The sequence below is a fragment of the Deinococcus metallilatus genome, from assembly GCF_004758605.1.
In the GTDB taxonomy this organism is placed as follows: domain Bacteria; phylum Deinococcota; class Deinococci; order Deinococcales; family Deinococcaceae; genus Deinococcus; species Deinococcus metallilatus.
On record NZ_CP038512.1, the window covers coordinates 2,535,427 to 2,553,257 of the forward strand.

20 protein-coding genes, 1 tRNA gene and 1 other RNA gene are annotated in these 17,831 nt (G+C 68.2%); 16 read left to right on the forward strand and 6 right to left on the reverse strand.

Translation table 11 applies throughout. The features are described from left to right. Nucleotides 1-2 precede the first annotated feature (2 nt). Complete coding sequence (yqeK, locus tag E5F05_RS18290; RefSeq protein WP_129120070.1) at nucleotides 3-611, reverse strand: bis(5'-nucleosyl)-tetraphosphatase (symmetrical) YqeK; 609 nt, start codon at nucleotides 609-611, stop codon at nucleotides 3-5. Between the two features lie 122 nt (nucleotides 612-733). Between yqeK and ssrA the strand changes: the two genes are divergently transcribed. Beyond that, nucleotides 734-1,081: a transfer-messenger RNA gene (gene ssrA, locus E5F05_RS18295) on the forward strand. Nucleotides 1,082-1,129: 48 nt separating this feature from the next. Continuing rightward, nucleotides 1,130-1,212 (forward strand) — tRNA-Leu (locus E5F05_RS18300). A gap of 34 nt (nucleotides 1,213-1,246) precedes the next feature. Here the strand turns inward: E5F05_RS18300 and E5F05_RS18305 are convergent. The 3 genes from E5F05_RS18305 to E5F05_RS18315 form a co-directional block, all read right to left on the reverse strand. Continuing rightward, the gene (locus tag E5F05_RS18305; RefSeq protein ID WP_129120071.1) at nucleotides 1,247-1,507 is read right to left on the reverse strand and encodes a hypothetical protein; all 261 of its coding nucleotides are present in this window, start codon (nucleotides 1,505-1,507) and stop codon (nucleotides 1,247-1,249) included. 79 nt (nucleotides 1,508-1,586) lie between these two features. Then, nucleotides 1,587-2,594 (reverse strand): cell division protein ZapE, encoded by a 1,008-nt coding sequence (gene zapE / locus E5F05_RS18310; protein ID WP_129120072.1) that lies wholly within the window; start codon nucleotides 2,592-2,594, stop codon nucleotides 1,587-1,589. Nucleotides 2,595-2,669: 75 nt separating this feature from the next. Further along, nucleotides 2,670-3,371, reverse strand: coding sequence for a S4 domain-containing protein (locus E5F05_RS18315; protein WP_129120073.1), 702 nt, complete (start codon nucleotides 3,369-3,371; stop codon nucleotides 2,670-2,672). A gap of 307 nt (nucleotides 3,372-3,678) precedes the next feature. Between E5F05_RS18315 and E5F05_RS18320 the strand changes: the two genes are divergently transcribed. The 3 genes from E5F05_RS18320 to E5F05_RS18330 all read left to right on the forward strand — a co-directional run bounded on the left by E5F05_RS18320 (nucleotide 3,679) and on the right by E5F05_RS18330 (nucleotide 5,888). Continuing rightward, nucleotides 3,679-4,116 carry a DUF3197 domain-containing protein gene (locus E5F05_RS18320; RefSeq protein ID WP_129120074.1) on the forward strand — a complete coding sequence of 146 codons (438 nt, stop codon included), beginning with the start codon at nucleotides 3,679-3,681 and terminating at the stop codon, nucleotides 4,114-4,116. 162 nt (nucleotides 4,117-4,278) lie between these two features. After that, nucleotides 4,279-4,995 carry a 23S rRNA (guanosine(2251)-2'-O)-methyltransferase RlmB gene (gene rlmB, locus E5F05_RS18325; RefSeq protein WP_129120075.1) on the forward strand — a complete coding sequence of 239 codons (717 nt, stop codon included), beginning with the start codon at nucleotides 4,279-4,281 and terminating at the stop codon, nucleotides 4,993-4,995. Next, complete coding sequence (locus tag E5F05_RS18330; protein ID WP_129120076.1) at nucleotides 4,992-5,888, forward strand: aldose 1-epimerase; 897 nt, start codon at nucleotides 4,992-4,994, stop codon at nucleotides 5,886-5,888. The genes rlmB and E5F05_RS18330 overlap by 4 nt, the downstream gene beginning before the upstream one ends. A 107-nt stretch (nucleotides 5,889-5,995) precedes the next feature. Here E5F05_RS18330 and E5F05_RS18335 read toward each other — a convergent pair whose 3' ends face one another. Together E5F05_RS18335 and E5F05_RS18340 are read right to left on the reverse strand one after the other, a co-directional pair. Continuing rightward, nucleotides 5,996-6,214 (reverse strand): hypothetical protein, encoded by a 219-nt coding sequence (locus tag E5F05_RS18335; protein ID WP_129120077.1) that lies wholly within the window; start codon nucleotides 6,212-6,214, stop codon nucleotides 5,996-5,998. Nucleotides 6,215-6,262: 48 nt separating this feature from the next. Continuing rightward, nucleotides 6,263-7,339: a S1C family serine protease gene (locus E5F05_RS18340; protein ID WP_164973550.1), complete on the reverse strand. Its 1,077-nt coding sequence runs from the start codon at nucleotides 7,337-7,339 to the stop codon at nucleotides 6,263-6,265. A gap of 80 nt (nucleotides 7,340-7,419) precedes the next feature. Between E5F05_RS18340 and E5F05_RS18345 the strand changes: the two genes are divergently transcribed. The 11 genes from E5F05_RS18345 to E5F05_RS18395 all read left to right on the forward strand — a co-directional run bounded on the left by E5F05_RS18345 (nucleotide 7,420) and on the right by E5F05_RS18395 (nucleotide 17,814). Next, nucleotides 7,420-7,929 carry an EVE domain-containing protein gene (locus E5F05_RS18345; protein ID WP_129120079.1) on the forward strand — a complete coding sequence of 170 codons (510 nt, stop codon included), beginning with the start codon at nucleotides 7,420-7,422 and terminating at the stop codon, nucleotides 7,927-7,929. Next, nucleotides 7,913-8,419 carry a GNAT family N-acetyltransferase gene (locus tag E5F05_RS18350; RefSeq protein WP_129120080.1) on the forward strand — a complete coding sequence of 169 codons (507 nt, stop codon included), beginning with the start codon at nucleotides 7,913-7,915 and terminating at the stop codon, nucleotides 8,417-8,419. The genes E5F05_RS18345 and E5F05_RS18350 overlap by 17 nt, the downstream gene beginning before the upstream one ends. 271 nt (nucleotides 8,420-8,690) lie before the next feature. After that, entirely contained in the window at nucleotides 8,691-9,392 is a 702-nt protein-coding gene (gene thyX / locus E5F05_RS18355) for an FAD-dependent thymidylate synthase (RefSeq protein ID WP_129120081.1), read from the forward strand. A gap of 139 nt (nucleotides 9,393-9,531) precedes the next feature. Continuing rightward, the gene (locus tag E5F05_RS18360) at nucleotides 9,532-10,290 is read left to right on the forward strand and encodes an ABC transporter ATP-binding protein (protein WP_129120082.1); all 759 of its coding nucleotides are present in this window, start codon (nucleotides 9,532-9,534) and stop codon (nucleotides 10,288-10,290) included. Beyond that, nucleotides 10,287-11,027 carry an ABC transporter ATP-binding protein gene (locus E5F05_RS18365; protein WP_129120083.1) on the forward strand — a complete coding sequence of 247 codons (741 nt, stop codon included), beginning with the start codon at nucleotides 10,287-10,289 and terminating at the stop codon, nucleotides 11,025-11,027. Before E5F05_RS18360 ends, E5F05_RS18365 begins: the two co-directional genes overlap by 4 nt. Nucleotides 11,028-11,053: 26 nt before the next feature. Beyond that, nucleotides 11,054-12,277, forward strand: coding sequence for an ABC transporter substrate-binding protein (locus E5F05_RS18370; protein WP_129120084.1), 1,224 nt, complete (start codon nucleotides 11,054-11,056; stop codon nucleotides 12,275-12,277). Nucleotides 12,278-12,367: 90 nt separating this feature from the next. After that, nucleotides 12,368-13,258, forward strand: coding sequence for a branched-chain amino acid ABC transporter permease (locus E5F05_RS18375; RefSeq protein WP_129120085.1), 891 nt, complete (start codon nucleotides 12,368-12,370; stop codon nucleotides 13,256-13,258). Continuing rightward, the gene (locus E5F05_RS18380; RefSeq protein ID WP_129120086.1) at nucleotides 13,255-14,211 is read left to right on the forward strand and encodes a branched-chain amino acid ABC transporter permease; all 957 of its coding nucleotides are present in this window, start codon (nucleotides 13,255-13,257) and stop codon (nucleotides 14,209-14,211) included. Before E5F05_RS18375 ends, E5F05_RS18380 begins: the two co-directional genes overlap by 4 nt. Before the next feature lie 133 nt (nucleotides 14,212-14,344). Then, complete coding sequence (locus E5F05_RS18385) at nucleotides 14,345-15,106, forward strand: 3-hydroxyacyl-CoA dehydrogenase (RefSeq protein ID WP_129120087.1); 762 nt, start codon at nucleotides 14,345-14,347, stop codon at nucleotides 15,104-15,106. After that, on the forward strand, nucleotides 15,103-16,668 hold the full coding sequence (locus tag E5F05_RS18390; protein ID WP_129120088.1) for an acyl-CoA synthetase: 1,566 nt from the start codon (nucleotides 15,103-15,105) through the stop codon (nucleotides 16,666-16,668). Before E5F05_RS18385 ends, E5F05_RS18390 begins: the two co-directional genes overlap by 4 nt. Then, entirely contained in the window at nucleotides 16,669-17,814 is a 1,146-nt protein-coding gene (locus E5F05_RS18395) for a thiolase family protein (RefSeq protein WP_129120089.1), read from the forward strand. Nucleotides 17,815-17,831 lie beyond the last annotated feature (17 nt).

Here is a 17,831-nt window from a genome sequence, read left to right on the forward strand (position 1 = left end):
GTTCACGGGGCGGGCACGCCGTAATGCGCCCACGCCGCCTTCAGGTCCGGGTGGGGAATCAGCAGCCGGGCTTCCGGGGTCGCCATCCAGGCCAGCATCCAGCGTGCAGCGGCCTGCAATCCTCCGTCCAGTGCCCGCGTCAGGTCCGCGTGATAGGGCGGCACGCCACCCTGATCCCATTCCAGCTTGTCGGCCAGAAAGACCACCTCATCCAGCGGGGTAGGGGCACTGTGCAACGTCGTGTGAAAGCGAACGGCCTGCAAGACGCCCGCATCCTTGACGCCGTACAGTTCGCGGGCCAGCACCTCGCTGAGTTTGGCGTGCAGCAGCATCGGCACCTGCCGTTCTTCCGGTTCCACGGACAGGCCGAGACTCAGGCAGAGGTCCGCCATCCCGCCCCACTCAAAGATGCCACCGAGATCGTGCAGCAGGGCGGCGGCCTCCGCCCGGTCGGGGTTCACACCGAAACGCCCGGCCAGCCTGCGGGCCTCACGCGCGACACGCGGGATATGCTCCCGGATACGTTCCCGCCCGTGGGCGGCCAGCAGCGTGTCCACGTCATACACGAGGTTCCCGGTCGGCGGAAAGCGGGAGAGCAGGTCAGGCAACACTTGCGTAGCGTAGCGGCACTTCCGCCGGAAGTCTCAAGAAACATCGTGCAAAGGCTCAATATCTCCCCCGCAGCCTTCTGCTACACTTTCTGGTGCTGGAGAAATCCAGTGCTGGACTCACTGGGGGTGACCCGGTTTCGACAGGGGAACTGAAGGTGATGCTGCGTGTCGAGGTGCCGTTGGCCTCGTAAACAAACGGCAAAGCCATTAACTGGCGAACAGAACTACGCTCTCGCTGCTTAAGTGAGACAGTGACCGCCTAGCCCGGCCTTTGGCGCGGCGCGAACTGAACCAAAAGAAGGCTAGCCCCGGCGAGGTTCCATAGCCGCAGGCGAAAACAAATGGAGATAAGGTCAGGCGCAGCCCGCCCGCTGGCGATTCCTGACCCGACAATCAAACAGCGGGATACACACGTAGACGCACGCTGGAAGGACTCTTGGACGGCGGTTCGACTCCGCCCACCTCCACCAAGGCAGCCCCGCCCCGAAAGGCGGGGTTTTTTCTATACTGGGCTGCGGGCCGGGATGGCGGAATCGGTAGACGCATCCGACTTAAAATCGGCCGCCCTTTGGGCGTGCGGGTTCAAGTCCCGCTCTCGGCACTAGCAGAAAAGCCGCGTCTAGAACGCGGTTTTTTCATTGCCGTTCGCCGGTTTCCGGCTCCTCCACGTCGAATGCGAGGACAGAAGGCTCCGACGTGATGCGGAACCGTTGCCGCAGCCCGTCAATCACGCGGCGCTGCTCGTCACTGTTGCCCTCGATGCCGTTGGGTACCTCGTCGGTCACGTGTGGGAACGACACGCCTTCCACCTCGACCCCCGGCGTGCCGTCCTCCAGGGTCACGAACCGCGCGGGGACGCGCCCGCCGGGAAGCACCATCACGAAGTCCCTGTCCATCCACTGACCGTAGCGGGCAGGCACACGGGGACACATGAGGGCGGGGCGGGAAGGTCCTTTATCCTGCGCGCCGGGCTTCTTACAGTTCGGCCCGCGCCTCACGCAGCAATTCGGAGAGGCGGCTGAGGCAACGGCTGTACTTCTTGGCGTAGGCCCCGTGACGGTAACTCTCGTCGAAGAGGCGTCCCAGCGGCGCACCCGTGAAGGCCGCGTGCAGGCCCAGGTCATACAGCTTGTCGATGAAATGCACGAAACGCAGGGCGACGTTCTGGTCGGGCATCGGCGCGAGGTCGGTGATGCCGAGGGCCTCCACCCCCGCCAGCAGCCGGGCGAAGCGGCTGGGATGCACGTCCAGCAGGAGGCGGCCCAGGTCGCGGTGGGTGACGACCGCCAACCTCGCCTCCGGCTGCCGCGCCCGCCACGCCTGGAACTCTTCCCCGGTGAGGGGCTGGGCGGGCATGTTGCCACGCTGGCGGTAGTCGGGGCCGTCCACCCGGCGCGTCTCGAAGCGGTCGGCGATGCCCTGAATCTGCCGCTGGAAGTCCGAGGCGTTGAAGCGCCCCTGCCCCAGCGCGCCAGGTTCGGTGTTGCTGGTGGCGATCACGCTGGTCCCGCCCGGCATCAGTTGCCCCAGGAAGGTGTTTGCCATGTGGGTGTTGCCGGGGTCGTCCAGCTCGAATTCGTCGATCAGCAGCAGGTCGTGGCCCCGGAAGGCTTCGACCGCGCGGGTCATCCCCAGCGCACCGATGACGAACATCAGGTCCTGGAAGCTCATCAGCGCGCGTTTGCCCTCTGCCGCGTGGTACGCGCTGGCGAGCAGGTGCGTCTTGCCCACACCGAAGCCGCCGTCGAGGTACAGCCCGTGCCCCTCGGGCTTGCTGCGGCGGAACAGGCGGAAGCCGCCGGGCCGCACCTGGGCACCCTTCAGGAAGGCTTGCAGGCTGGCGCGCGCCTCCTCCTGGCTGGGAAAGTCGGGGTTCGGGCGGTAATTCTCGAACCGCACATCCTGAAAGCGGGCGCTGGGCGCGAGGCCCGCCGTCAGTTCATCGGGGGTGAGGCCAGGGTTGCGGGAAAGGAGGTCAATCATGGGGAAAAGCGGTCAGCTTGAAGCGGTCAACCGTCAGCAGGAGTGCCGGGATGGAGGTGATCTGCCCCTGGCCCCTCAACGGTGCACTTCCAGTTCCACCTTGAAATTCCCGCGCCGCGTCTCGTTCACCACGCGCTTGAAGTCGATCCGGCCGATCCCCTCGGCGCTGAGGCTGTCGCCCTCGCGGATTTCACTGCTGGCGCGGGCGGGCTGGCCGTTGAGGCGCACCTTGCCGCCGTCGATACCCTGCTGAAAGTAGGCGCGGCTGACGCCGAAGCCCTTCGCGCCGACCACGTCCACCCGCATCGAGGGCACCACGACCTCGCGGATCTTGCTGCCGCGACCGGCCGTCTCACCGACCTCCTCCACCTCGACCTCGCGGCCCCCCAGTTCGGTCAGGGCCGCGAGAGTTGGCGCGGCCTTGCCGGTCGCGGCGATCAGGAAGGAACCGCCGCGCTCCTCGCGCACGTCGCCGAGCTGGTCTTCGGGGAGGTTCAGGCGGCGGAGCTGCACCATGAAATCCTGCACGTCCCAGGGGGGGCCGCCCGCCTGAGGGGTCACGCGCAGGACGGTCACGCCGCTGTCCACCTCGGGGATGTGGGCGGGGTACAGGGTCAGCACCACCCGCCGGGCGTCGGGAAAACCGCCCGCCAGCATGGAGCGCACCTCGTCGTCTTGCAGCAGGCGGCGGTCGAGGTCGTCGCCATCGAGGAAAGGCGTCCGGACCACGCGCCCACCGCGCGCCTGCGCCACCAGCGTGGGGAGCTTCTGCTTCATGCGGGCAGGATAGCGTCGGGGGCGGGTCCGGCGTGTGGGAGCGGTCAGCCTTCAGCCATCAACAGGAACAAAGCCCAGGACTTCCGCGAGATTCTCGCTTGGAATATCGGGGGATTTGAGGAAAAGGAGCTCTGGGAGGTCATGTACATTCACCCCCACCCGGCCTCTCGCGGGGCGAGCTGTGCCAGTCCCCCGCAAGGGGGGAGGGGGGAAAACACCGGTTCACACGCTCTCTTTTCTGAACCGCATAAGTCCTGCGCTGAGAGCTGACCGCCGAAAGCTGAACGCTTCCCTTACACTGACGCCCATGCACATCGCTGAGCCGTTCGGAGTCCCGGGAGCACCGCTGGAAACGCTCCACGCCGTCCTCGCGCGTCTGGAGGACACAGGCGCGGCGGACGGACGGCTGATCCTGATCACCGACCGGCAGGGCGAGCGGCTTCAGGCGCGGTACGCGGCCCTGCTGACGTTCGGCGGGGAGGCAGAGGCGATCATCACGGCGGCGGCCTTCGGCCCGGCGTATGGCCCGGCAGGCGCGCAGGCGCTCGCGGACCTGACCCGCTGGACACAGGCACGCGGCTGGCCGGTGCGCGAGACGGTGCTGAGCGCGTCCGACTTCGTGCGCGTGCTGGCCGAGCCGGACGTGGACGAGGTCGAACGGCTGATCGCGGCGAGCAACCCCAGCGATCCGGCGATCTACACGACGCTCCCGAAGCCGCCCCGCGAAGAGGACGAGTGGGCGTGACGCGCCGTTAGAGGATTTGTCCAGATTCCAGCGTGTTCGGAACTGCACCGCCGACGCTTCCATCTTCCCAAATCCTCAGCCAAACTCACTCGCTTCGCTCGGCCAGAATACCGTGAGCATTTTGGACCGTGGGCATTTTGGCAAGTGCTCTAGACTGCCCCCATGTTGCTGTACGGACGGAATCCGGTGCTGGAAGCCCTCAGGGACGGGCGCGTGACGGAGGTGCTGGTCGCGCGCGGCGTCGAGGAGGCGTTCGTGCGCGACCTGAAAGCATTTGACGTGCGGGTGAAATTCGCCCCGCGCATCGAACTCGATCAGATCGCGGGGACCACGCAGCATCAGGGCGTGATCGCGGAAGTGGAAGACCTCGCCTGGGCGGCTGTGGACGACATTCTCGACCGGGCCGAGGCACGCGGGGAGGACCTGCTGATCGTGCTGCTCGACGGCATCACCGACCCCCGCAACTTCGGCGCGATCATCCGCTCGGCCGAGGTGCTGGGCGCGCACGGCGTCGTGGTGGAGGAACGCCGCAGCGCGCCCCTCTCCCCGGTGGTCGCCAAGACGGCCGCGGGCGCGACGAGTTATCTGCCGGTCGCGCAGACGAAGAACCTCCCGCGCCTGATCGACCAGCTCAAGGAAGAGGGGGTGTGGGTCTACGGCGCGGCGGGCGAGGCCGCGCAGGACCTGGGCCGCACCGACCTCAGCGGCAAGGTCGCCCTGGTGATCGGCGCCGAGGGCGAGGGCCTGCGCCGCCTGGTGCGCGAGAAATGCGACGCCCTGGTCCGCATCCCCACGCGCGGCCAGGTGCAGAGCCTCAACGCCTCGGTCGCGGCGGGCATCCTGTTGTACGAGGCGGCGCGGGCCAGGGGGAGCAAATGACTTGGCAGGTCGAGCGCGTCGCCAACGAACACCTGACGCTGGAGGTGCTGCCACAGATCGGCGCGAGCGTGCTGAACCTGCGGGCGGCGTCGGGTCGCCCGGTGCTGCGGCACGTGAACTTGGATGACGTGAAGACCAGCAGCCAATGCGCCAGCTTCACGCTGCTGCCGTACTCCAATCGCATCCGGGACGCACGTTTCACCTTTGAGGGGCGCGAGGTGGAGCTGCGGCCCACCACCAAAGACGGCCTCGCCCAGCATGGCGACGTGCGGAACCGGCCCTGGCAGGTCACGCGGGTCAGCGAGCGGCACCTCAGCTGCAACTTCGACAGCCGCCACTTCAACGACATGAACTGGCCTTGGGCCTTCACCGCGCGGGTGGAGTACATCCTGCACGGCCCCCACCTCGACACCAGCGTGACGCTGACCAACGTGGACAGCAGCGAGATGCCCGCCGGGATGGGCCTGCACCCCTACTTCACCCGCCTTCAGGACGGCGTGGACCCCTGCCTCAGCTTCGGCGCGGCCCTCGCCTACGACACGGACGAACGGCAACTGCCGACCGGCGGCGCACACCCGGTCCACCCGGACGAGGACTACCGGGCGCCTTCCCGGATCGGCGCACGGCAGCTCGACCGTGCCTACACCGCCTGGGACGGACTGGCCCGGCTGGACTGGGGCAAGCGGACATTAACGCTCACCGCCGACCCCGTGTACTCGCATCTGGTGGTCTTCACCGCGCCGGACGGCAGCCTCGCGCTGGAACCCGTCACCCACGCGACCGACGCCTTCAACCTCGCCGCGCGGGGCGTGAGCGGCACCGACATGCGGACGCTCACGCCGGGGCAGAGCCTGGCGGGGACGGCGAGGATCACGCTGGAAGGCGGATGGTAGGGGGCTTGTAGCGCGTGGCTTGTGGCGTGTGGAAAAAAGAGGAAGGTGGGAAACAGAAAATGCGTCTCCCACCTTCTCTACAGGCGACCAGCCACAGGCCACAAGCCCTACGCCGCGAGCAGGGCCAGCAGCACCCCATCCTGGCCGCGCAACTCGAAGCCGGGACGGTCGCGGGCCGCCAGCCAGCGCAGGGCGTCCAGCAGGTCGTCGGTCTGGTGGACGGTTTCGGGGCCGTTCACGCCCGGCCAGATCAGGCGGTAGGCGTGGGGCGTGCCGGGCGGGGTCCAGCGTTCGCCTCCATCTTCCTTCACAAAGGCGCGTGACATGCCTTCAGGGTGCGCCGGGCAGGTGAGGTGGGGCGGGGAGGCGGGTGATCACTCGTTCAGGTCCGGGACGCTGCGCTGCCCCACCAGAGTGATCTGCGTCTCGCGCTCCTGGCCGTCCCGCACATACCCCAGGGTGATGGTGTCGCCCACGCCAGCGCGGCGGATAGCGCTGATGACGTCGTTGGCATCGCGGGTGCGCTGACCGTTCACACGGGTGATGATGTCGCCCAGAGCGGTGAGGTTGTCGTTCTCGTCGAAGGTGGCGCCCCGCAGGCCCGCACGGGCGGCGGGACTGTTCCGCGCGATCCGGCGGACGACGCCGCCGGGGGGGTCCGTCATCCCGCTGTGGACCACGTCCAGCACCAGCCCGACCACCGGCACGTCCCGCTGCTTGCCCGCCCGCAGCGCCGTGATCAGGGCGTTGCCCTCGGTGACGGGCACGGCGTAGCTGGTGCGGGTCTGGCCGCTGTCGTCCACCCGGATGTAACTGACCACGCCGATGGCCTGCCCGTTCCCGTCGATGATCGGCCCGCCGCTGTCGCCGGGCGCGAGGGGGGCTGTCATCTCCAGCGTGCCCTGCGGGAAGTCGGCGCGGCCCGCCTCCGCCCCCAGCCGCAGCAGTTGCCCCCGGCGCGGTTGCAGGAAGTCGCCGCCGCTGTTGCCGATGGCGAGCACCGTCTCGCCCACGCGCGGCGGGCGGGTCGCCAGCTTCAGCACGGGAAAAGGCCCGTGCCCCTGCACCTGGAGCAGCGCCAGGTCGGCCTGCGCGTCGTAGGCGGTCACGCGGGCGGGCAGCAGGCGGCCCGAGAGCGTCTGCACCTGAAACAGCTTGCCGGTGCCCACCACGTGGTACGCCGTCAGTACCTGGCCCGTCTCCGAGATGAAAAAGCCGGTGCCGATGCCCTCCTCGCCCTTGCTGGGGTTCAGGCTCTCCACCCGCACGGCCGCCGGGCGGGAGCGCGTGAACAGCTCGCGGGTGCTGGCGGGAAGCTGGTTGGGGAGGGTCTGCGTGACGGGGGGCGGGGAGGGCACGGCCGCCACCGGCGGCGCGGGGCGCCACTCCGGCAGCAGGTAGGCTGCCAGCGCGAGCAGCAGCAGCACGGGAAGCCAGGGCAGGGGGCGCACGCCAGAAGTGTAGAGCGGCCCCGGATGAGACAGGGTGCCGGAGGGCACGGAGGGGCCGCCAGCACGCTACCCTCTCCCCCATGCCCCCCTCCCCGCCGCGCCACTGGCTCCTCAAATCCGAACCCGACGTGTTCGGCTATCTCGACCTCGTGCGCGTGGGGCGCGAACCGTGGAACGGCGTGCGGAATTACCAGGCGCGCAATTTCCTGCGGGAGATGCGGGCAGGCGACCTCTGCCTCTTCTACCACTCGAATGCCCGGCACTCCAGAGTGGGGCCGACCGGCGTGGCGGGCGTGGCGCGGGTGGTCCGGGCAGCGTACCCGGACAACCTGCAATTCGACCCGGACAGTCCGTATTACGACCCGAAAAGCACGCCGGATAACCCCCGCTGGAGCATGGTGGACGTGGCCCCGGTCCTGGCCTTCCCGGCCGTGCTGCCGCTGGACACGCTGCGGACGCTCCCGGAGTGGCAGGACTCGCCGCTGACACGCAAGGGCACCCGCCTGAGCGTCCTGCCCGTCACCCCCGAGCAGTTCCGGGCGGCACTGGCAGCGGCGGGAGTGGACCTTCCAGATGCCCATCTCGTTTGAACCGCTCGCGCCCGCGCACCTGCCGCTGCTGCACCGCTGGCTGCAAGAGGGGCACGTCCGCGCCTTCTGGGACGACGGCGAGCGGACGGCAGACGCGGTGCGGGCGCACTACTTCCGAGTGGGGCGGGACGTGCCCGGCTTCGTGTTCCGGGTGGACGGGCGCGCGGCGGGCTTCATCCAGCGGGAGCGCGTGACGCCAGGCCACGAGTTCGCGCGGTGGGTCGCCCCCGAAGGCGAGACGTGGGGCGTGGACCTGCTGATCGGTGAAGCGGACCTGACCGGGCGGGGCCTGGGGGCGGCGGTGATTCAGGCGTTCCTCGCACACCTGCAAGCCGAGCGGCCCGCCCTGCGCCGCGTGCTGATCGACCCCAGCCCCGCCAACACCCGTGCCGTCCGTGCCTATGCGAAGGCCGGATTCACACCCCTCACCCGCCTGAGGACCGGGGACGGAGAGGTCCAACTGATGCAGCTTGACCTGCCCGCCCCCTGAACACGGCTGTCAACCTTCTGTCAGACCCCGCCTGCGAGACTGGTGCATGGCCCTTCTGTTTGCCGGACTGGTGATCGCCCTGTCGCTGCTGCTGGCTGCCCGGCAGGAGCGGCCTGGCCTGCAACATGTCCCGGTGCGCGTCCACGCTGGCCGCCGCTGAGGTCCTCCTTCTGACCCACCACGCCGGGTGGGCCGGGCCGCTCCTCCCCCCCACCCGGACCCGAATCACCGCCCGTCCCACTTGCCGGGGGCGGGCGTTAAGCTATCCCCGATGACTGCCACAGACGCCTCCCCACTTACCCTCTACCCCCTGGGCGACGGCCTGGGCAGCGTCAGCCTCGTGCAGAGCGTGGGCGACGACAAGATGATTACGAACGCGGCCAGAGTTTCCTTCGGTGGAGATTCCGACGCCCCCCTCAACGAACGCGACGAGAAACTCATTCGCTACCTGCTGCGGCATCAGCATGGCAGTCCTTTTGAACATAATCTGATTACCTTCAAGATCGTCTGCCCGATTTTTGTAGACCGGCAGATGGTCAGGCACAGAGTCGGCGTCTCAAAAAATGAAATCTCTGGCCGTTATGTCGAAATGCAGGAGCGCAACTTCACCCCGCCCTCGTTCCGCAAGCAGGCCCCCTCCAACCGTCAGGCCAGTGTGGAGGACGACGGCACGCTCGATCAGGCGGAAGCGGCGCGCGTGTGGGAGGAAGCCTGGCACCAGGCTTTCGGGGCGTACCAGGAATTGCTGCGCCTGGGCGTGACGCGCGAGCAGGCGCGGGGAGTGCTGCCGCTGAGTCTGTATACCGAATCGTATTACACATTCAACGTGCGTTCGCTGCTGCACTTCCTCGAACTGCGCGACCACGAGGGCGCGCAATATGAAACCCGCCTCTTCGCGCGGGCGATGGCCCAACTGGCCGAGCCACTTTTCCCGGTCACCTTCCGGGAGTGGCGGGCGCTGCACGCTGGGTAAGACACCCCCGGCGCCGTAACGCGACTGTGACCGGCCCTTGCTAGACTCCTCCCTGCACCACAACTGAACGCGGGAAAGGGGGGAGGATGCCCAGAGATTTGTCCATTCGTAGCCCGGGAGGCAGGTCCGGCGTGAGGCCGTGACAGCGGCAACTGCCCTGGAAGCGCGCCATCTCGTGAAGGACTTCCGGGGGTTTCGCGCCACCAACGACGTGAACCTGCAAATCCGTGAGGGGGAGATTCACGCGATCATCGGCCCGAACGGGGCCGGAAAAACCACACTCTTCAACCTGCTGTCGGGCTTTCTGCGCCCCACCAGCGGCGAGGTCGCCCTGTTCGGGGAGCGCATCGACACGCTGCCGCCGCACGCCATCGTGCGGCGGGGCCTCAGCCGGTCGTTTCAGATCAGCAGCGTCTTTCCCAGCCTGACGGTGCGGGAGAACCTGCTGGTCGCCCTGGAATCCCCGACAAACTTGCCGAAGCAGTTCTGGACACCCCTCTCGCGGCTGGAACACCTGGGGCCCCGCGCCGACCAGATTCTGGCGGACGTGGGCCTGGGGGACGCCCCCGACCGGCTGGCGGCGGACCTCAGCCACGGCGAGAAGCGGCAACTGGAGATCGGCATTTCGCTGACGCAGGAGCCGCGTGTGCTGCTGCTCGACGAGCCGACCAGCGGCATGGGGTCCGAGGGGATCAATCGCGTGATCGCGCTGGTCCGGCAGGTGGCGCGGGGGCGCACCGTCGTGCTGGTCGAACACAATATGAGCGTCGTCTCCGAACTGGCCGACCGCATCACCGTCCTGCAATACGGGCAGGTGCTGGCGAGCGGCCGCTATGACGAGGTGCGCCGGGACCCGCGCGTGATCGAGGCGTATCTGGGCGAGGAGGCGCACGCATGACCGCGCCCGCCGTCTCCCCTGCCCACGCCACCCCGCAAACGGCCCCGCTGCTCGAAGTCCGCGACCTGAACGCCTACTACGGGCAGAGCCACGTGCTGCACGGCGTCAACCTGCACGTGATGCCCGGCGAGGTGGTCAGCCTGATCGGGCGCAACGGCGCGGGCAAGACCACCACCCTCAAAAGCATCATGGGCGTGCTGAGAAGCCGCACCGGGCACATCACCTTCGGCGGCCAGGACATCACCCGGCTGCCCAGCAACCGCGTCGCCGCGCGTGGCCTGGCCTGGGTGCCGGAGGAACGTGCGATTCTGAGCAGCCTGACGGTGCGCGAGAATCTGGAACTGCCCCCGGCGAGGCCCGGCGGGTGGAGTACCGAACGCGCCTTCGAGGCGTTCCCGGTGCTGCGCGAACGCGGCCAGCACCCCGGCAGCAAGCTCTCGGGCGGTGAGCAGCAGATGCTCGCCATCGTGCGCGTGCTGCGGAGCGGTCCCAAACTCCTCCTGCTCGACGAACCCAGCGAGGGCCTCGCGCCCGTGATCGTGCAGCGCATCGGGGACATGCTCCAGACGCTGCGCCGCGAGGGGCTGAGCGTGATCCTGGTCGAACAGAACCTCAAATTCGCCACCCGGCTGGCCGACCGCCATTACGTGTTCGTGGACGGGCACGTGGTGGACGAGGTCCGCGCGGACGAGGTGGAAGCCCGCCGCGCCGACCTGTTGCGTTATCTGAGCGTTTAACTCCCACTCCCCTCTGGAGGAATCACATGCAGAAGAAGACCCTGTCCGCCCTCGTCGCCACCGCCGCCCTCGCCGCCGTGACGGGCGCCCTCGCGCAGAGCGTGAAGCTCTCGGACAACGTGGTGAAGGTGGGCGTCCTCACCGACCTCTCCGGCGTGTACTCCGAACTCTCCGGCCAGGGCAGCGTGAAGGCCGCGCAGATGGCCGCCGACGACTTCATGGCCGCCAACCCCGCCTTCCGCGGCAAGGTGCAGGTCATCGGCGTGGACCACCAGAACAAGGCGGACGTGGCGAGCAACAAGGCCGCCGAGATGATCGACCGTCAGAACGTGGACATGCTGGTGGACATGCCGACCTCCAGCGCCGCGCTGGCCGCCAGCGAGGTCGCCAAGAACAAGAAGGTCGTGGCGATGGTCGTGACCGGCGGCACCACCGCCCTGACCAACGAGAAGTGCAACAAGTACACCTTCCACTACGCCTACGACAACTACATGCTCGCCAACGGGACGGGGAGCGCCGTCACCAAGCGCGGCGGCAAGACCTGGTACATCATCTACCCCAACTACGCCTTCGGGCAGGACCTCAACCGCCAGATGACGGCGGCCATTCAGGAAAACGGCGGGAAGCTGGTCGCCCCCAGCGACGCGACGCCCTTCCCCAACACCGACTTCTCCAGCTATCTGCTCAAGGCGCAGGGCCTCAAGCCCAAGATCTTCGGCACCATGCAGGCCGGGGCGGACCTGGTGAACGTGGTCAAGCAGTACAACGAGTTCGGCCTGAAGAACCAGGGCATCGGGCTGGGGATCGGCCTGCTGTTCGAGACGGACGTGGCGGCGCTCGGTCAGGACGCTTTCGCCGGGGCCATCGCGACGGTGCCGTGGTTCTGGAACCTGGACGCCCGCAGCCGGGTGTGGGCCGCGAAGTTCGAGAAAGCCTTCGGCAAGAAGCCCACCTGGGCGCAGGCCGGGGTCTACAGCGCCACCATGACCTACCTCCAGGCGGTCGCCCGCGCCAAGACCGACGACAGCGACGCGGTCGTCAAGGCGCTCGAAGGCTACTCCTTCGACGACTTCTTCGCCCGCAACGCCACCATCCGCCCGCAGGACCACCGCGTGATCCTCGACGTGCATACCGTGCAGGTCAAGCCCAAGGCGCAGGCCAAGGAAGCGGGCGACATCTTCACCCGCGTGTCCACCATTCCCGCCGCCAAGGCCTTTATGCCGCTGTCCGAGAGCAAGTGCAAGATGTGAGGAGGTTCTGAGGGTCAAACCGTCTCAAGGTCTAACCGCCGGTCTTCCCGGCGCCGTTGGACGGTTTGACCTTCGACCTTTAGACCCATTATGAATACGCAACTTCTTCTGATTCAGGTGTTCAACGGGCTGGTGAACGGGGCCTTTTACGCGCTGCTCAGCCTGGGCCTCGCGGTGATCTTCGGGATGCTGCGGATCGTGAACTTCATGCACGGGGCGCTGTACATGCTGGGCGCGTTCACGGCGTTCGCGCTGGGGCAGGCCTTCGGGCTGGGGTTCTGGCCCAGCCTGATCCTGGCGCCGATCCTGGTGGGGCTGCTGGGCATGGTGCTGGAGCGGACGCTGCTCTCGCGGCTGTACGGGCTGGACCCCAGTTACAACCTGCTGCTCACCTTCGGGCTGACCCTGCTGACGCAGGACCTCGTCAAACAGTTCATGCTCTCGCACTACGCGGTGTCGAGCGCGCCCTACACGCCGCCCGCCGCGCTGGCCGGAGTGGTGAACCTGGGCTTCGTGGTCTTCCCGAAGTACCGCCTGTTCGTGATCGTGCTGAGCCTGGTGATCTGCCTGCTGACATGGTTCATCATCGAGAAGACGCGGGTGGGTGCGATCATCCGCGCCAGCACCGAGAATCCCACCGTCACGCGGGCTTTCGGCATCAATGTGAGCAAGTGGGTGACGGGTGTGTTTGGCGTCGGCGTGGGTCTGGCGGGCCTCGCCGGGGTGCTGGCGGCGCCGATCTACTCGGTCGAGCCGTACATGGGCGCCGAACTGATCATCACGACCTTCGCGGTGGTGGTGATCGGCGGGCTGGGCAGCATCCTGGGGAGCGTCATCACCGGCTTCGCGGTTGGGGTGCTGGCCGCGGTCGGTTCGGCGCTCTACCCGCCGATTGCGAACACGCTGGTCTTTATCCTGATGGCGCTGGTGCTGCTGGTGCGGCCCAGTGGCCTCTTCGGGCTGCCGGAGGGGGCGAAGTGACCGTCCTTCCCCGCACGGCCGCCCGGACGGACCGCCAGCGGATGACGCGCGCCGCCTGGCTGATCGGCCTGGGGATCGTGCTGCTGATCCTGCCCCGGCTGATCTACCCGGTCCTGGCGCTGGACATCCTGGCCTGGGGCCTTTTTGCCGTCGCTTTCGACCTGCTCTTCGGCTTCAGCGGCCTGCTGAGCTTTGGGCATGCCGCCTTCTGGGGCACCAGTGCCTACGTGACGGCCTTTTTGCTGTCGCACGGGCAGAGTGTGCCGGTCGCCATGCTGGGAGGCACGGCCTCAGCCCTCCTGATCGCCGTCCCCATCGGCTACCTGAGCGTGCGCTCCATCGGCATCTACTTCAGCATGATCACGCTGGCCTTCGCGCAGATGATCTCGTTCGTGGCGCTGCAATGGACGGACGTGACCGGGGGTGAGAACGGCCTCCAGGGCTTCGCGCGGCCCAGCTTCCTGGGGCTGGACTTCAGCGACTCGACCACCCGCTACTACTTCTGCCTGGTGCTGTTTGCCATCGGCTTCTATGTCGCGTACCGCACGGTCCGCAGTCCCTTCGGGCAGGCACTCCAGGCGGTGCGCGACAACGAGCAACGGGCGCAGAGCATTGGCTACAACCCCACCCGTTTCAAGTTCACGGCGTTCCTGATCAGCGCGGCGCTGGCGGGCCTGGCGGGGAGCATGTTCACCTTCGCGCACGGCGTGGTCAGCCTGGACGTGCTGAACTGGCGCACCTCCGGCGAGGTCGTGATGATGACGCTGCTGGGCGGCACCACCACCCTCTTCGGGCCGGTGATCGGCGCGGGCCTGGTGCTGCTGCTGCGCGACACCCTGACGACCGCCAACCTGCCGGTCGGCATCGTGACCGGGCTGGTGTTCGTGCTGGTGGTGCTGTTCTTCCGCCGGGGCGTGGTGGGGACAGTTCAATACTGGCTGAGGCGCAGATAAGGGGAAGCGGACAGCTTTCAGCCCTTAATGATCAGCCAGAGAAGCACAAGCCCCCGCCGAGGCGCGGGGGTTTTTGTTGCGGGAAGGTGCTACAAAGGACGGGACTTCACCAGTACAGCGCAAGGGAGGATGCATGAACCTGAGCGGCAAGACGGTCTTGATCACGGGCGGCGCGTCCGGACTGGGGGCGGGGACGGCGCGGATGGTGGCGCAGGCGGGCGGGCACCCCGTCCTGCTCGACCTGAACGCGGAGGCCGGGGAAGCCCTGGCCCGCGAACTGGGCGGCCTTTTTCAGCGGACGGACGTGACGAGCGAGACCGAGGTGACGGCGGCCATCGACGCGGCGCGGGAACGCTTCGGCGGGCTGCACGGCGCGGTGAACTGCGCGGGCGTGGCAAGCGCGACGACCACCGCCGGGAAACGCGGGCCGCACCCGCTGGACCTCTTCGAGCGCGTGGTGCGCGTGAACCTGATCGGCACCTTCAACGTGGTGCGCCTGGCTGCCCAGGCCATGCTGGACAACGCGCCGAACGGGGAAGGCGAGCGCGGCGTGATCGTGAATACCGCTTCTGTCGCGGCCTTCGACGGGCAGGTGGGCCAGGCGGCCTACGCGGCGAGCAAGGCGGGCGTGGCGGGCATGACTCTACCCATTGCCCGCGACCTCTCCCGCAGCGGTGTCCGCGTGGTGACGATTGCGCCGGGCATCTTCGAGACGCCGATGCTGGCCGGGTTGCCGGAGGAGGTGCAGGCGTCGCTGGGCGCGCAGGTGCCCTTCCCGTCCCGGCTGGGCCGCCCAGAAGAGTACGCCGCGCTGGTGCGGCAGATTTTCGAGAATCCCATGCTGAACGGCGAGACGATCCGCCTGGACGGCGCGATCAGGATGGCCCCAAGATGAGCGGTGCGGCGGGAGCAGAGGCCAGGCGGGCCGCCCGCGACACCCTCGGGGACGCCCTGCACCGCTCGGTGCGCCGCCAACCGCACAAGCTGGCGCTGACCTTCGGGGGCCGGGAGTGGACGTATGCCGAACTGGACGCCGCCGCCAACCGTGTCGCCCACGCCCTGATCGAGGCGGGCCTGCAACCGGGCGAACGGGTGGCCGCCTTCGGGCAGAACAGCGACGCCTACGCGCTGTTGTGGCTGGCCTGCACACGCGCGGGCCTGGTTCACGTCCCGGTGAACTACGCGCTGCGCCGCTCGGAACTGGAGTACATCCTGCGGCAGTCGGGGGCGCGGGCAGCATTCACGGACCCGGCTCTGACGGACGCGCTGAATGAGGCGCGCGCTGATCTGGACCTGGCCCTCGTCGGCACCTTTCACGGCGGGAGTGAGGCGGACGTGCTGACCTGGGCAAAGGATGAGGCGCGGCCAGTCACCCCGCCCGAAGTCGAACTGGATGCCTCCGCCCTCGCGCAACTGCTGTACACGTCCGGCACGACGGCAGCCCCAAAGGGCGCGATGATGACGCACGCCGCCTTGCACTCCGAATACCTCAGCAGCATCGTCGCGCTGGATTTCCGTGAGGAGGACGTGGTGCTGGCCGCCCTGCCGCTCTACCACTCGGCGCAGATGCACGTGATGCTGATGCCGCAACTGCTGGTGGGCGCGACCATCCACCTGATCCCCGCGCCCGCCGCCGAACCCACGCTGGAACTGATGGAGCGGCTGAAGGTCACGTCCTTTTTCGCGCCGCCTACGGTGTGGGTGAGTCTGCTGCGCCATCCCGACTTCCAGACCCGCGACCTCTCCAGCCTGCGGAAGCTGTACTACGGGGCGTCCATCATGCCCACGCCCGTGCTGACGGAGATCATGGCGCGGCTGCCGCAGGCGGGCTTCTACAACTGCTACGGCCAGAGCGAACTGGCCCCCCTCGCCACCGTCCTGGCCCCGCACGAACACGCCGAGCGCCCATCATCGGCGGGCCGCCCGGTGCTGAACGTGGAGACGCGCGTGGTGGACGAGAACATGCAAGACCTGCCCCCCGGCCAACCCGGCGAGATCGTCCACCGTTCGCCGCACCTGCTGGTGGGCTACTGGGACAAGCCGGAGGCGACGGAGGAAGCCTTCCGGGGCGGCTGGTTCCACTCGGGCGACCTGGGAGTGCTGGACGAGGGCGGCTACCTGTACGTGGTGGACCGGGTGAAGGACGTGATCAACACGGGCGGCGTGCTGGTGGCCGGGCGCGAGGTGGAAGAAGCCCTCTACACCCACCCCGCCGTCTCCGAGGTGGCGGTGATCGCCCTCCCCGACGACCGCTGGGTGGAGGCCGTCACAGCCGTCGTGGTGCTGAAGCCGGGGCAGTCGGCGACGCCCGACGAACTCTGCGATCACGCCCGCACCAGCCTGGCGGGCTTCAAGGTGCCCAAGCGGGTGCATTTCGTAGAGTCGCTGCCGCGCAACACGGCGGGCAAGATTCTCAAACGCGAGCTGCGCGAGCGGTTCAGCCAACAGGAGCTTTGAATGAGCGAATCCGTGATTCTGGAAGCCGTCCGCACGCCCTATGCCCGACGCGGGGGCGCGTACCGCGAGGTGAGGCCCGACGCGCTGCTGGCCTTCACCCTGAATGGCCTGATGGACCGCGCCGGACTTGACCCCGCCCGGGTGGAGGACGTGGTGACGGGGGCGGTGACGCAGGCGGGCGAGCAGGGCGCGAACATCGGACGGCTGGCGGTGATGATGGCGGGCTTTCCCGTGGAGGTCCCGGCGGTCAGCCTCAACCGTATGTGCGGCAGTGGGCAGCAGGCGATTCACTTCGCCGCGCAGGGGGTGGACGCGGGCGATCAGACCTACGCGGTGGGCGGCGGCGTAGAATCCATGACCCGCGCGCCCATGTTCAGCGACATCGGCGGCGGCTTCGAGCGGCTGAACCCCGAACTGCTGGGCAAGGTGGACCTGATTCACCAGGGCGAGAGCGCCGAGCGGATCGCGGACCGCTGGGGGCTGACCCGCGCCGACCTCGACGCCTATTCCGCCGAGAGTCACCGCCACGCCGCTGCCAGCCGCGCTCTCCACGCGGAGCTGCTCCCCGCGCCCGGCCTGAACGCGGAGGGTGAAGCCTTTACCCTGTCCTACGACGAGGGCATCAGGGAGCAGATTTCCCCGGAGAAGATGGCAGCCCTGAAACCGGCCTTCCGCGAGAACGGCGCCGTGACCGCCGGGAACGCCAGCCAGATCAGCGACGGTGCGGCGGCCGTGCTGGTGGGGGACCGGGAAGCGGCCCTCGCGGACGGCCTGCGCCCCCGTGCCCGGTTCCGTGCCCGTGTCGCCGTGGGTGACGACCCCACGCTGCAATTGATGGGTGTCATTCCCGCCACCCGCAAGGCGCTGGCCAGGAGCGGCCTGACCCTCGCGGACCTCGACTGGATCGAGATCAACGAGGCCTTCGCATCGGTCGTCCTGGCCTGGATGCGCGAACTGGGCGCCGACCCCGCGAAGGTGAATCCCTGGGGCGGGGCCATCGCGCACGGGCACCCACTGGGCGCGAGCGGGGCGGGCCTGACTGCCAAGATGCTCGCCGGGCTGGAGGCCACCGGGGGCACGCTGGGCCTTCAGGTCATGTGCATCGGGCACGGGATGGCGACGGCGACGATCATCGAGCGGGTGTAACTGCGCTCTTTGGCGGA

Bases quoted from the DNA above. Each gene is read 5' to 3' on its own strand.
- E5F05_RS18305 (WP_129120071.1), bottom strand. From the start codon at position 1,507: ATGGACAGGGACTTCGTGATGGTGCTTCCCGGCGGGCGCGTCCCCGCG.
- zapE (WP_129120072.1), bottom strand. From the start codon at position 2,594: ATGATTGACCTCCTTTCCCGCAACCCTGGCCTCACCCCCGATGAACTG.
- E5F05_RS18315 (WP_129120073.1), bottom strand. From the start codon at position 3,371: ATGAAGCAGAAGCTCCCCACGCTGGTGGCGCAGGCGCGCGGTGGGCGC.
- E5F05_RS18320 (WP_129120074.1), top strand. From the start codon at position 3,679: ATGCACATCGCTGAGCCGTTCGGAGTCCCGGGAGCACCGCTGGAAACG.
- rlmB (WP_129120075.1), top strand. From the start codon at position 4,279: ATGTTGCTGTACGGACGGAATCCGGTGCTGGAAGCCCTCAGGGACGGG.
- E5F05_RS18330 (WP_129120076.1), top strand. From the start codon at position 4,992: ATGACTTGGCAGGTCGAGCGCGTCGCCAACGAACACCTGACGCTGGAG.
- E5F05_RS18335 (WP_129120077.1), bottom strand. From the start codon at position 6,214: ATGTCACGCGCCTTTGTGAAGGAAGATGGAGGCGAACGCTGGACCCCG.
- E5F05_RS18345 (WP_129120079.1), top strand. From the start codon at position 7,420: ATGCCCCCCTCCCCGCCGCGCCACTGGCTCCTCAAATCCGAACCCGAC.
- E5F05_RS18350 (WP_129120080.1), top strand. From the start codon at position 7,913: ATGCCCATCTCGTTTGAACCGCTCGCGCCCGCGCACCTGCCGCTGCTG.
- thyX (WP_129120081.1), top strand. From the start codon at position 8,691: ATGACTGCCACAGACGCCTCCCCACTTACCCTCTACCCCCTGGGCGAC.
- E5F05_RS18365 (WP_129120083.1), top strand. From the start codon at position 10,287: ATGACCGCGCCCGCCGTCTCCCCTGCCCACGCCACCCCGCAAACGGCC.
- E5F05_RS18370 (WP_129120084.1), top strand. From the start codon at position 11,054: ATGCAGAAGAAGACCCTGTCCGCCCTCGTCGCCACCGCCGCCCTCGCC.
- E5F05_RS18375 (WP_129120085.1), top strand. From the start codon at position 12,368: ATGAATACGCAACTTCTTCTGATTCAGGTGTTCAACGGGCTGGTGAAC.
- E5F05_RS18385 (WP_129120087.1), top strand. From the start codon at position 14,345: ATGAACCTGAGCGGCAAGACGGTCTTGATCACGGGCGGCGCGTCCGGA.
- E5F05_RS18390 (WP_129120088.1), top strand. From the start codon at position 15,103: ATGAGCGGTGCGGCGGGAGCAGAGGCCAGGCGGGCCGCCCGCGACACC.
- E5F05_RS18395 (WP_129120089.1), top strand. From the start codon at position 16,669: ATGAGCGAATCCGTGATTCTGGAAGCCGTCCGCACGCCCTATGCCCGA.